Annotated in this window: 2 protein-coding genes; both read right to left on the bottom strand. The window is 67.0% G+C overall.

What is annotated here, in order from left to right; all coding sequences use genetic code 11:
• Positions 1–3: 3 nt before the first annotated feature.
• The gene (locus BTHE68_RS33730; protein ID WP_162070591.1) at positions 4–4,977 is read right to left on the bottom strand and encodes a non-ribosomal peptide synthetase; all 4,974 of its coding nucleotides are present in this window, start codon (positions 4,975–4,977) and stop codon (positions 4–6) included.
• A complete protein-coding gene (locus tag BTHE68_RS33725; RefSeq protein ID WP_162070590.1) occupies positions 4,974–14,504 on the bottom strand; it encodes a non-ribosomal peptide synthetase in 9,531 nt (3,176 codons plus the stop codon). Before BTHE68_RS33725 ends, BTHE68_RS33730 begins: the two co-directional genes overlap by 4 nt.
• Between the last annotated feature and the right edge of the window lie 2 nt (positions 14,505–14,506).

Below are 14,506 nucleotides of genomic sequence, written 5' to 3'. Positions count from 1 at the left end.
CTCTCAGATGTCATTGGTCGATGCCAGCGAAACGCGGCGCGCGAGCGTCGCGGCGAGGCCCGCGAAATGCGGCGTGGCGAATACGTCCTGAATCGCGATGTCGAAGCCGGCCTTGCGCGCCGCATCGACGAAGCGCACGACGGCGAATGAAGTCGCGCCTGCTGCAAAGAGATCCTGATGCGGCGTGACGGTCTGGCCGTCGAAGCATTCGCGCCAGACATCGGCGAGCGCCGTTGCATCCGCGCTCGCCTCGCCTGAAGGCGCGACAGCCACGGCGCGCGGGCCGCTTTCGAGCGCCGCCTCAGATGCGTCGAACACATCGTGCGGCGCGTGGGCGAACTGCTCGACGGTCGCGAGATAACGTTTCGCGAGCGTCTCGACGAACCCGCCATCGACACGTTCGTTCGCGTAAGAGAACGCGCAACTCACGCGGCCATCCGGATACTCGGTGACGTCCAGTTCCAGATCGAACACGACGCGATGACGCACGTCGTCGAAACCTTCGATGGCGAGGCCCGCCCAGTCGCGCGTGGCCATCGCGGCGGGGCGAAGGTAGTTGAACATCACCTGGAACAGCGGATTGCCCGCGCCGGGACGCGGCGCGTTCAACGCGGACACGACATCGGCGAACGGCACGTCGGCGTGTGCATAGGCGGCGAGCGCGGCGTCGCGCACCGTGGCGAGCACGCTCACGGGTGTATCGCGTTTCGTCATGCGCGTGCGAACGACCACCGCGTTGATGAAGAGCCCAAGCGCGTCACGCGCGGCATCGCCGGTCGATTCGCGTGTCGATGCGAGCACGCCGATGGGCTGATCGCCCGCGCCCGTCAAACCGTGCAGCGCCGCGTTGAGCGCTGCGTGTAACAGCATCGGCAGCGTGGCGTGGCAGTCCATCGCGAGCGCGCGCGCACGCTCGACGAGCGCACCGTCGAGATCGAATGCGATGCGGCTCGCGAACCATTGCGGATCTTCCGCGCGGCCCGACGCAGGCTCGGGCAACGTGATCGCGGGCACGTCGCGAAGCGCATCGCGCCAGAACGCCAAACGCGCGCCCGTCGCCGACGACGGCAACACCAGCGCATTCGAAACGCGCTCCGACACCGACGCGCCCTTTTGCAACGCGACGTAGGTGGCGCGAATATCGTCGAGCCAGAGATCGATCGACGTGCCATCCGACACGATGTGATGCACGACGAGCGACAGCACGTGATCATCGTCGGCAAGGCGCAGCAGATGCGCGCGCCAGAGATGCTTCGCGGCGGCGAGGTCGAACGGCGTGAGCGCGTCTTCATCGGTGATGCGCTTCGCTTCGTCGAACCGTCCCGCGAGATCGATCACCGGCAGCTCGACATGCCACATCGGCGTGATCCGTTGCCCCGGCAATGCGCCTTCGCGTTCGACCAGTTGCGTGCGCAACGCCGGATGACGCGCGGCCGCTTGCGCGAGCGCTTCACGCAGGGCGTCGGCATCGAGCGGACCGCGCAGGCGCACCGCGACCGGAATGTTGTACGCGGAGCTTTGCGGCTGCGCGCGCCACAGGAACCAGAGCCCGAGTTGTGCGGCGGAGAGCGGCCACACGCCGTTTGCGTCCGGTCCGAACGCGGCCTGCACGACATCCGAAGCAGCGCCTTCGCATGCGCTCGCCTGCACCACGCGCTTCGCGTATTGCGACAGCACCGGCGTTTCGAACAGCGCGCGCACCGGCACGTCGCGTCCGAGCGTCTCGGCCACGCGCGTCACGACACGCACCGCCGCGAGCGAATGTCCGCCGAGTTCGAAGAAATGATCGGCACGTCCCACGCGCTCGACGTTCAGCACTTCGCGCCAGATTTTCGCGAGCGCGGCTTCGGCGCCCGCCGCCGGTGCTTCGTACACGCGCTCCTTCTTCGGCGGCTCGGGCAGCACCGCGCGATCCACCTTGCTGTTCGCGTTGCGCGGCAATGCATCGAGCACGACGATATGCGCGGGCACCATGTAGTCCGGTAACGTGCGGCGCAAATGGGCGTCGAGTTCGGCGGCATCGGCGGCGCGGCCCAGCGCAGCGCGTTCGCGCGCATCGGCTTTCAATTCGACGTAGGCGACGAGTGCCGCCTGCGCGCCCTTGCCGCGCACCACGGCGCACGCCTCACGCACGTCGTCGTGCGCGGCGAGTTGCGCTTCGATCTCGCCGAGTTCGATACGCAAGCCGCGCAACTTCACCTGATGATCGACGCGGCCGATGAAGTCGAATACGCCATCTGCGCGACGCCGCACGAGATCGCCCGTGCGATAGAGACGCGCGCCGGGTTCGCCATACGGATCGGGCACGAAGCGCTCGGCAGTGAGCGCGGGCCGCTCGAGATAGCCGCGCGCGACGCCCACACCTTCACCGCCGAGATACAGTTCGCCGATCACGCCGACGGGCAGCGGATTCAGACGCTCATCGAGCACATGCGCCGTCCGCGCGCCGACCAGCGTACCGATCGGCAGATAGGCGCAATCCGCGAGTTTCGCGGGATCGTCGCCGGGATTGAACATCCACAGCATCGGCGTGATGACGGTTTCCGTCGGACCATAGCCATTGACGATGCGCGCGTTCGGAAATGCGCGGCGCATCAGCGCGAAGGCCTCGCGCGAGGTCGCCTCGCCGCCGACCGTGATCGATTTCAACGTAGGCGGCGCGCCGTGCACGAGCGCCCATTCCGCGAGCTGCGTCGCGCAGCCGGGCGGCACGTAGGTCATCGTCACGCCTTCCTTGCGCATGAGCCTGCACGTCAGCGCGGGCGGCCAGAGCGTGTCGGCGGTGATCGCGACCGCCGCGCCCGAGATGTACTGCGAGAACCAGCCTTCATGTGCGCCGTCGAAGTTGACCGACTGAAACAGCATGAACGTGTCCTGCTCCGTCGCGCCATAGCGTTCGGCAATGGCGACGCAATGGCGCGCGAACGAGCCGTGATCGACGATCACGCCCTTCGGCTTGCCGGTCGAACCCGATGTATAGATCGCGTAGGCGGCCTGCTCCGATACGACCTCGGGCAATGCGATACGCGACGTTTCATCGTCGGAGTAGAGGCTTTCGTCGTCGAGAAGGAGGATGCGCGCGTTCGGCGGCACGGGCAGCGCATCCAGACTCGCACGCTCGGTGACGATGTGTTCGATACGCGCATCGTTGAGAATCTGCGCGAGGCGTTCACGCGGATGACTCGGATCGAGCGGCACGAACGCGCCACCTGACTTCAGCGCCGCAATCAGGCCGACGAGCAGATCGACCGACCGGCTCAACGCGACGCCCACGCGCATCTCGGCCCGCACGCCGGCAGCGATGAGACGTTGCGCGATACGCGTCGCCCGCGCGTCGACTTCGCCGCGCGTGAAGGCGCGCGTCATGTCGGCGACGCCACGCGCGTCGGGCCGCGCATGCGCGTGACGCGCAATGCGCTGCTGCACGGAGACGAAGGCCGGCGCATGCTCGGGCGCGTTGCGATTCCATGCATCGAGTTGCGCGCGCTCGTCCTGCGGCAGCCATTGCAAATCGCCGATGAGCGTTTGTGGCGCGTCCAGCGCATCGCGCAACAATTCGACGAAGCGGCGCGCGAGCCGTTCGATGGCATCGGCTTCGAACAGATCGAGCGCGTAGATGAACGCGGCGGCGAGCGAACCGTCCGCGCGTTCCTCGAAGCTCGCGGTCAGATCGAACTTCGCGAACGGCGTGCCCGAGGGCAACTCGGTCGCGCGCACATCGGCGAAAGCGGGTAACGCACGGCGCGCGCCGTAGGCCGCCATCACCTGAAAGAGCGGATGATGGCTCGCGCTGCGCACGACGCCCAGCGCTTCGACGACCTGCTCGAACGGCACGTCCTGATGCGATTGCGCATCGACGAGCGCGTCTTGCGCAGCATCGACGAATGTCGCGAAAGGCTGCGTCGCGTCGACGCGCGCCGCGAGCGTCAGCGTGTTGACGAAAAAGCCGATCAGACCCGCCGTCTCGGCGCGCTCGCGATTCGCGGCAGGCACGCCGATCTGGATATGCGCTTCGCCCGATGCCCGCGCGAACAGCGCATTCAGCGCCGCGAGCAGCACGGCGAACGGCGTCGCGCGGCGTTCGTTGGCGAACACACGCAGACGTGCGACGAGCGCGGCATCGAGCGTGAACACGTGACGCGCGCCGCGCGCGCTGCGTTCGCTCGGACGCGCCGCCGCGCCCGGCAGCATCAGCACGTCGCGCGACGGATCGAGCCGCGCGCGCCAGAAATCGAGTTGCCGCTCGCGCTCGCCCGCATCGAGCCAGCGGCGTTGCCAGAGTGCGTAATCCGCATATTGAATCGGCAAAGGCGCGACCGACACCGCCTCGCCGCGCGCATACGCACGATAGAACGATGCGAGTTCGGCCAGCGCGATATCGGCGGACCAGCCATCCGACACGATGTGATGCGTCGTCAGCGAAAGCCAGTGCGTGTGCGCATCGAGCCCGATGAGATGTGCGCGCATGAGCGGCGCGTGCGCGAGATCGAACGGGCGCGCTTCGTCGGCGAGCGCGAGCGCGGCGGCGCGCGCTTCACGTTCCGCCACCGGCACGTGGGTGAGATCGACCGACTGCCACGGACAGCGCATCGGCGCATGCACGGTTTGCAGCACGCCGTCCGCGCTTTCGGCGAAGGTCGTGCGCAGCGCTTCGTGACGTGCGATCAGTGCATCGCATGAAAGGCGCAGCGCATTCGCATCGAGCGCGCCATCGAGTTGCAGGCGCTCCGTGATGTGATACGCCGCCGGTTCATCGATCATGCGCGCGTGCAGCCACAAGCGCGTCTGCGCGAACGACGCGGGCACGCTCGCGACGCATGCATCGCCACGTGCGCGCGGCGGAATGGGAAGCATGCGAAAGTCGATGTCCGCCTCCGCGAGCCGCGCGACGAACACTTTGCGCTGCGCATCGGGCAACTGCGCGAAGCGCGTCGCGAGCGAGAGCAGATCGGGTTTGTTTTCTCTTGTGCTTGTCATTGCGTTTCCAGTTCATCGAGCAAGGCGTCGATGGCGCTCGCCGCATCGTGTGCGCCGCCTGTCGTGTCACGCTGAGTCAGTGCGGCGTCGATCGCGGCAGCGCAGCGCGCGAGCGTGCGTTCGTCGAAGAGCGTGCGCAGCGGCAGCGTCAGCGACCAGTGCAGGTTGGCCTGTGCGTTCGCCTGCGTCGCGAGCAGCGAATGGCCGCCCAGCGCGAAGAAATCGTCATCACGTCCGACGGTTTCGATATGCAGCACGCGCTGCCAGATCGCCGCGAGTTCGCGCTCGGTTGCGGTCTGCGGCGCAACGACGGTTGTTTGCGTGCGCGCCGGCGCGGGCAGCGCATTGCGGTCACATTTGCCGTTCGGCGTGACGGGCAAGGCATCCAGCGCGATCACATGCGCGGGCACCATGTAGGCAGGTAGCTGCGAACGCAACGAATTCAGCGCGGCGGTTTCGTCGAACGCATCGGGCGCACCGCATGCGATATAGCCGATCAACTGTTCTTCGCGCACGATCACGACTGCATCGCGCACATTCGGTTCGCCGCGCAGCAGCGCCTCGATCTCGCCCGGCTCGATGCGTTGTCCGCGCAGCTTGACTTGCGTATCGATGCGGCCGAGATACTCGAGCGCGCCGTCGTCGCGCCGCCGCGCGAGATCGCCTGTGCGATAGAGCCGCGCGCCCGCGATGAACGGATCGGGCACGAAGCGCTCCGCAGTGAGCGACGCGCGTCCGAGATAGCCGCGCGCGAGGCCCGCGCCGCCGAGATACAGTTCGCCGATACCGCCTGCCGGCACCGGATGCAGCGCCGCATCGAGCACATGCAGTTGCAGATTCGCGATCGGATGGCCGATCGGCACGGAAGGCGCATCGATATCGCTCGCACGGCAGGTCCAGTGCGACACGTCGATGGCCGCTTCCGTCGGGCCGTAAAGGTTGTACAGACGCGCGTGCGGCATGAGCCGCGCCACGCGCGCGACGAGTTCCGGCGCGAGCGCTTCGCCACTCGCGACGATCCGCTCGATACTCGCGCAACGCACTGCCTCGCCGAATTCATCGATATGCGCAACGAACGCCGCGAGCATCGACGGCACGAAATGCAGCGTGCTCACACGATGGGCCTCGATCGCCGCAACGAGGCGTGCAGGATCGCGATGATCGCCGGGCGCGGCAATCGCGAGTTTCGCGCCCGTCGCGAGCGGCCAGACGAACTCCCACACGGAGACATCGAAGCCGAACGGGGTTTTGTGGAGCACGACATCGGCGTCGGTCAGGCGATACGCGTCCTGCATCCACGCGATGCGGTTCGAAAGCGCCTCGTGTGTGTTACCCGCGCCTTTGGGCTTGCCGGTCGAACCCGACGTATAGATCAGATACGCCAGTTGCGCGCCGGTCACTTCGATACGCGATGCAAGCGTCGCGTCGTTCTCCATGAGCGCGCCGATATCGAAGACGCGTGCGCCCGACGCAGCCGCTTCGACGCTCTCGCACAAATGCGCCTGGGTCAGCACGACGGCAGGTTTCGCATCGTCGAGCAAGTAGGCGATGCGCTCCGCCGGATAATCCGGATCGACAGGCAGATACGCCGCACCCGCCTTCAACACGCCGAACAGCGCGACGACCATTTCGAACGAACGCTCGACGCACAACGCGACCGCCGTGTCCGGCGTGACTCCCGCACTGACCAGCGCGGCAGCGACGCGGTCCGCGCGCGCGTCCAGCTCTGCATACGTCATGCGATGCAGCGTGCCATCCACAGCAGCCATCTCTAACGCGATAGCGTCCGGCGCGGCCTTCGCCATGCGCTCGAACTGTCGATGCAGCGGCGCGCCTTGCACATCGCTCCATTCACGCGACGTCGCGTTGAAGCGGCCCGCGTCCTCCGGCAGCGAGATCGAACCGAGAGGCGCATCGGCGTTGGCGGCGAAGGCGTCGAGACAGGCGGACAACGCGCGATGCAGCACCGCCACGCGCGCTTCATCGAGACGCGCGGCGTCGTATCCGTAATCGATGACGATCGACTCGCCCGCCTCCACGACGAGCGTCAGCGCAAAGTCGGTCGCTTCGATGTTGCGAAGATCGCGCATCGTCAGCGCGCGCGGATCGCGGCCGGCCCACGCTTCATCGACGGGATAGTTTTCGAACACGACGAGCGTATCGAACAATGCGCCGCCGCCCTGACCGGCCCAGCGCTGGATATCCGCGAGCGGCGTATGCGCGTGTTCGTTGGCGGCGGCGTTGTCGGACTGCAATTCGCGCAGCCACGCGGACGCGGCACGTTGCGGCAGCGGCGCGGTGATGACCGGCACTGTGTTGATGAAGAGGCCGAGCACGCCGTCGATGTCTTGCAATGTATCGGGACGTCCCGCAACCGTCGCGCCGAACGCGACGCTCGCGTGATGCGTCATGCGCTGCAACGCAAGCGCCCACGCACCTTGCACGAGCGTGTTGAGGGTCACGCGCAGACGGCGCGCGGTGTCGGTCAGGCGGGCGGTCGTCGCGGCATCGAGCGTCGCGCGCCACGTGCGGTGATCGGCGAGCGCTGGCTTATCGCTGGCTTCACGCGCGGCGATGCGCGTCGGTTCGTCGAGGCGCGCGAGACGCTCACGCCAGAATGCTTCGTCCGCTGCAACGTTGCGCGCAGCAAGCCATGCGATGAAGTCGCGATAGCGCGTCTTCGCGTGCGCCGCGAAAGGCTGAGCACGCGGCGGCTCGATGTAATCGCGCAAGATGTCCGCGAACATGCGCGCGGTGCTCCAGCCGTCGAGCAACAGATGGTGACGCGTCCACACGATGCGCCATTCGTCGTCCGTCAGGCGGATCAGCGTGACGCGCATCAACGGCGGCGTCGCGAGATCGAAGCCGCGCGCGCGGTCTTCGGCGAGCCACGTTTCGAACGATGCCAGGCCATCGCGACGATCACGCCAGTCGAGCACGTCGAATGGCATGCGCGCATGGCGATGCACGATCTGCATCGGCGCGGCTTCGTCGGGCGTGAAGGCCGTGCGCAGGATATCGTGACGCGGCGGCGCGGTTTCGAACGCGGCGCGCAAGCGCTCGACATCGGGCGCGATCAGCGTCGCCGCGAGCTGGTTCACATAGGTGGATTGCTCCGGCGCGAACAGCGAGTGGAACAGGATGCCCTGCTGCATCGGTGCAAGCGGATAGATATCGGCGACGCCTCGCAGATCCACCGCCATACGTTCGAGCGCCGCTTGCGTGAGGCCGCCGTCGCGCGCGAGCGGGAAATCGCCCGGCGTTGCGCCCGCGCCCTTGCTCGCGATGCGTTCGGCGCACGCGGCGACGATCTCGGCGAGCGTGCTTTCGAAGCGCTGTGCAAGGGCTTCGATGGTCGCGCGCTCGAATTGCGTCGAACCATAGACCCAATGCAGCTTGAGCGTGCGTTCGGAATGGTCATCGACATAAGCGTGAATCGCGAGCGCGTTGCCGAGCGGGCCTGAAGGATCGCGCTCGCAACCCGCGCCGCCGAACCGCGGTGAGAACGCGGCATCGCGCGCGTCATGCGAATCGAACTGGCCCAGATAGTTGAACGTCACGCGCGGACGCGGCAGCGCTTCGAGTGACGCGCGCGTCGCATCGTCGCCGTAGTGGCGCAGCACGCCGAAGCCCAGCCCCTTGTGAGGCACGGCACGCAACGTGTCCTTGGCCGCGGCGAGCGTCGCGGCGGGCGTCGCCTCGACCGGCACCGACACCGGGTAATGACTCGTCAGCCAGCCGAGCGTGCGGCTTGCATCGATGTCGTCGAAAAGCGGCTCGCGGCCGTGTCCTTCGAGCTCGATGCGGCACGTCGCGCCGATCGCATGCGCGAGCGCCGCGATCAGCAGCTCGACCGTCTGCGTGCGCCAGGCTGCGTTTGCATCGGTCAGCGCGGCGCGCGTGAGCCGCGCGTCGAGCGTCTGTTCGATGACTTGCGCGTCGGCGTTCGTCGCCTTCTTCTGCGGATGATCGAGACGCAGGTCATCGCCTGACGACGCCATCGTCGTCCAGTATTGCGCTTCGCCGGCGAACGGCGATTGCGGATCGCGCGCGGCCTTCGCGAGACGCGCGGCCCATTGCGCCGCAGTCGCGCCGGTGCGCGTCAGGCTCGCGATGCCGCGCGTTTGCGCCGCGCGATACGCGCTCTGCAGATCGTCGAGCAGGATGCGCCACGACACGCCATCGACGATCAGATGATGAATCGCCAGATACACCTTGGTGCGGCCGTCCGGCAGCGACGCGGCGAGCGCGCACGCGAGCGGTCCGCGTGCGATGTCGAGCGTGCGTTGAATCGCGTCGAACTGCGCGAGCGCATCGGTTTCGTCGTGGACGGCGATGGCCGCGAGCGGCAGCGTATCGAACGCTTTCTGCGCCTGCACGACGCGCCATGCATTCGTTGCGCCATCGCGCTCGAAGCGTTGCCGGAAAATCTCGTGATGCGTCAGCAGCGCATCGAAGGCGCGCGCGAAGGCATCGACATCGAATGACGCATGCGCGTCGAGTTCGATCGACTGATTCCAGTGGCCGCGTTGCGCGATGTCGAGCGCGAAGAAGCGCAATTGCGCGGGCGTTAGAACGAGGCTATCGTCAGTCTGCTTTATTGCGGCGACGGGCGCGTTCGCTTCGATCGCTTTCGCGACGAGCGCGAGTTGCGCGACGGTCGCGTTGTCGAAGACCTGCTTCGGCGTCGCGCGCAGACCGCGCTTGCGCAGACGCGCGATCACTTGCAGCACGAGAATCGAATCGCCGCCGAGTTCGAAGAAGTTATCGTCACGGCCGACCTGCTTCGCCTTCAGCACGTCCTTCCACACTGCAGCGATCGCCTCTTCGGCCGCGCCTTGCGGCGCATCGCTCGCGGCGGAGGTTTCCACCGGCTTCATCGCGATGTCGCGCAGCGCGGCGCGATCGATCTTGCCGTTGCCCGTCACCGGCAACGCGTCGAGTACGACGATCGTCGCGGGCACCATGTAGTCGGGCAAGCACGCGGCGAGCGCGGCACGCAGCGCTGCTTCGTCATCGATGGAGCCGGTCACGAAGGATACGAGCTGCATGCGTCCGTCATGATCGACGGGCAAGGTCTCGGCCTGCGCGACGCCTTCGATCGCACGCAGCGCCGCGCTCACCTCGCCCGGCTCGACACGATAGCCGCGAATCTTCACCTGATCGTCGAGCCGACCGAGAAACGCGATGCGTCCATCCGCGAGCAGACGCACACGGTCTCCCGTGCGATAAAGCCGCTCGCCGTGCGCGAACGGATGCGGCACGAAACGCTCCGCCGTCGCCGCCGCGCGTCCGATATAGCCGCGCGCGACACCCGGGCCGCCGAGATGCAACTCGCCGATGCCGCCTGGCGGCACGCATGCGCCGGATGCATCGAATACATACGCGCAGGCATTCGGCAACGGGCGTCCGAGCGGCGCGCCTTGCGAGCCGCGTTCGTCGTCCGTGAGAGCGGATGCCTCGCACGCGATCGCGCCGACGGTCGCTTCGGTGGGGCCGTAGTGATTGATCACGCGACACGCGGCCTTCAACGCCTTCACGCGATCGACCAGCGCCCACGGCAGCAACTCGCCACCCGTCACGAGCGCATGCGAAGGCAGCACGTCCGCCGGTTGTTGCGCTTCGAGCAACGCATGAAGATGACTCGGCACGATCTTCAATACACCCACTTCGCGCGCGCGCATTTCGGCGGCGAAGCGGTCCGGATCGAACGCGCACTGGGCCGGCAACAGATGCAAGGTGCGTCCCGAGCACAGCGCGCCAAAGAGCGTCGTGTGACCGAGATCGGCGGCCACGGTCGAGACCATCGCCATCGATGCGCCGGGCGCGAACGCGAGTTCATCGAGCATGCCTTGCACGTAGTCCGCAAGCGCGCGATGCGATACCGCGACGCCCTTCGGCGTGCCCGTCGAACCGGACGTGAAGATGACGTATGCGGTCTGGTCGGGCGCGGGCTGCACGCGTTGCAAGGCGGCATTCGCGAGCGAAGCATCGTGCGCGAGCGTGTCGATATCGAGCAATTGCGCATGGCCGAGTGCGCGCGGGGCGTTGTCGTCCTTCGTCGCGATGAGCGCGAGGCGTGCGCCGCATGCTTCGATCGCGGCGTCGAGGCGTGCCTGCGGCATCGCCGGATCGAGCGGCACCGCGTACGCGCCCGACTTCATCGCGCCGATCAATGCGACAACGAAGTGCACCGAACGCTCGATGCAAACGGCCACCGCGTGTTCCGTCTGTGCGCCCCTATGGCGCAGCGCAAGCGCGACACGGTTCGACGCATCGTCGAGTTCGGCGTAGCTGATTTGCGTGTGTGCGTCCGCAAGCGCGATGCGATGCGGCGTCGCGCCCGCATGTTGCGCGATCAGCGCGAGGATATCGTTCGCCGCGAAGCTCAGCGCGCGGCCTCGCTGCGAATCATGTTGCGCGGTGCAATCGAGCGCTGCGACCGGACGCGAAGGATCGCGCACTGCATCGGCGACGAGCGTCGCGAAACTCGCGAGCCAGGCGTGCGCGGTGGCGTCATCGATGCAATCGCGCGCATGAGCCGCGACGAGTTCGATGCCGCGCATGTCGTCGGTGAAATCGAGCGCGAAATCGAAGCGCGCCGCGAGATCCGGGCCGGGCGTCGCAATCGCCGAGGCATCTGGCAAGGTCGCCTTCAGTTCGGCATCGAACTGCTGCGCGAACTTCACGCGCAGCCATTCGTCGCCACGCGCGACAGGCGGCTTCACCGCATCGAGCACGCGATCGAAAGGCACGTCCTGATGTGCGAATGCAGCGAGCGCATGCGTGCGCGTCGCCTCGATCAACTCGGAAAACGTTTGATGCGGTTTGACGCGCGCGCGCAATGCAAGCGTGTTGAGGCACAGTCCGATCAACGATGCAGTCTCGGGCCGCTGCCGATGCGCGACTGGCGCCGCGACCACGAAATCGTTTGCCCCCGTGAGCCGATGAAGCCACGCATCGAACGCGCTCAGCAACACGACGAACGGCGATGCGTGCACGCTGCGCGCAAGCTCGCGCAATGCGTTCGACGTATCGACGGACAAGCGCAACGACACTCGTCCACCACGATGATCGCGCTCGGCCGGACGCGCGCGGTCATAAGGCAGCGCGAGCGGTTCCGGCGCTGCATCGAGCGCGCCGCGCCAGTAAGCCAGTTGACGCTCGCCCTCTTCGCCCGCGACGAGCTCGCGCTGCCATTGCGCGTAATCCGCGTACTGGATCGGCAACGCGGGCAACGCGGGCGCGCGGCCCTGCACGTAAGCGCAATACGCCTGCGCGAGTTCATCGAAGACGATGCGCGAGCTGTAGCCATCGGTGATGGCGTGATGCGCGGTCAGCATCAGGCGATGCGATTCATCGCTGAACGAGACGAGCGTCGCGCGCAACAGCGGACCGTTCGACAGATCGAACGCTTCGCCTGCATGACGTTGAGCGAGCGCGTGTGCATCCTCGGGTCCGTCGACGCTCGCACGCGCGATCACGACCGGCAACGACGCGTGGATGCGCTGCATCACGATGCCGTCGTCGTTCTCGACGAGCGTCGTGCGCCATGCCTCGTGCCGCTCGATCACGTGATCGAGCGCGCGTTGCAGGGCGTGTGCATCGAGCTTGCCACTGATATCCCAATGACCCGCGATGTGATACGCGGAGCCCGCATCACGCGTCTGCGCCAGCACCCAGAAGCGTTGTTGCGCGAACGATGCAGGCCGGTCGCTCGTCGATGCGACACGCTTGATGATCGACACATCGTTCGTCTCTTCAGCGCTTCTATCGATCAATGCGGCCAGCGCTTCGAGCGACGGATCGTCGAAGATCGCATCGAGACGCAGATTCACACGCCAGTCGATGCGAATCGCCGCTTGCAGTTGCATAGCCGCGAGCGAATCGCCGCCGCGTTCGAAGAAGCGATCCGCGCGGCCGATGGGCGCGGCGTCATCGAGAATGCGCTGCCAGGTTTGCGCAAGACGTTGTTCGGTCGCGGTCGCTGGCGCGATGAAGTCGGCATCACGCACGGCCGAAGCCGACACAATCTGTGCCTTCAGTGCATCACGGTCGAGCTTGCCGTTCAACGTGTAGGGCAAACGCGCGAGCCGTACGAAGCGATGCGGCTGCCACGCTGCCGGCAACTGCTCCGCGAGATACCGCTTCAATGCGGCATCGCTCGCTGCTTCATCGGCGATAACGAAACAGGCGATGAGCTGCGTGCGGCCATTGGCCGACTCGGCGAGCACGGCTGCGTCGCGAACCGATGGATGCGCGCGCAGGCACGCCGCGATTTCGGCAGGCTCGACGCGCACGCCGCGAATCTGCACCTGATCGTCGATGCGGCCGAGATAGTCGTATGCGCCATCGGCACGTTCACGCGCGAGATCGCCGGTGCGATAGATGCGCGCGCCCGGTTCGCCCGACGGGTCCGGCACGAAGCGTTCGGCTGTGAGCGCCGCGCGACCGTGATAGCCACGCGCGATGCACACGCCGCCGAGCAGCAACTCGCCATCGTCGATACGCGCGACACGCGGACCGATCACGCGTCCGATCGGCAGCGACGCGTAGGCATCGGCATCGCCGAGATCGGGCGTGACATGCGGATCGACCGGCCACAGCATCGGCGAGATGACGGCTTCGGTCGGCCCGTAACCGTTGATGAGCCGCTGCGCCGCGAACACGCGCCGCACGTGCGCGAACGCTTCACGCGACAGCGCCTCGCCGCCGAACGCGAGCACGCGCAACGATGCGGGCACGCCCTTGCGTTCGGCGATGCCCGCGAACTCACGCAGATAAGCAGGCGGAAACGCGGCGACATTCACGCCTTCGCGTTCGATCAGCGCATGCGCCGCTTCGGGCGCGAACGGCGGCGGCGCGGTGATGACGACACGCGCGCCGACCGCGAGCGGTGCGAGCCAGCACTCGTGCGCGGCATCGAAATTGACCGATGCGAAGTGCAGCAGGCTATCGCCCTCGCCGATGCGGAGCGCTTGCGCGAGCGCATCGCAATGCGCGGCGAGCGGACCATGCTCGACGACGACGGCCTTGGGCGTGCCCGTCGAACCCGACGTGTAGATCATGTACGCGGCCGCGCGCGGATGCACGGGCATGTCGTCATCGAAAGCGGGCGCGTCGAGATCGTCGTGCTGCACGTCGAAGCATTGCGTGAAGCGCGCGCGCATCGCGTCGTCGGCGGTGGCATCGACGATACCGTGCGCGAGGTTCGCATCTTTCGCGATCCAGTCGAGGCGCGCGGCGGGATGATGCGGATCGAGCGGCACGAACACACCGCCCGCCTTCAGCACCGCGAGCAGCGCGACGAACAGTTCGCACGAACGCTCGACGCACACGCCGACGCGCACTTCAACGCCGACGCCAGCCGCGCGCAGGCGCGCCGCGAGCCGCGATGCGCGGGCGTCGAGTTCGCCGCGCGAAAGACGCGCGTCGTCGTGGGCATTGAAGGCGAGCGCGGGTGCTTCGGGTCGAAGACGCGCGAGGGCTTTGATACGCAAATGCAGCGCGGTCGGGAAACTCGTCATCG

Source organism: Burkholderia sp. THE68, assembly GCF_009938265.1.
Taxonomy (GTDB): Bacteria; Pseudomonadota; Gammaproteobacteria; order Burkholderiales; family Burkholderiaceae; genus Caballeronia.
Note: the sequence above shows the minus strand (reverse complement) of the source record. Positions and strands in the feature narration are given on the sequence as shown.

Coding starts and splice junctions, on each gene's coding strand:
- BTHE68_RS33730 (WP_162070591.1), bottom strand. CDS start 4,977: ATGACAAGCACAAGAGAAAACAAACCCGATCTGCTCTCGCTCGCGACG.
- BTHE68_RS33725 (WP_162070590.1), bottom strand. CDS start 14,504: ATGACGAGTTTCCCGACCGCGCTGCATTTGCGTATCAAAGCCCTCGCG.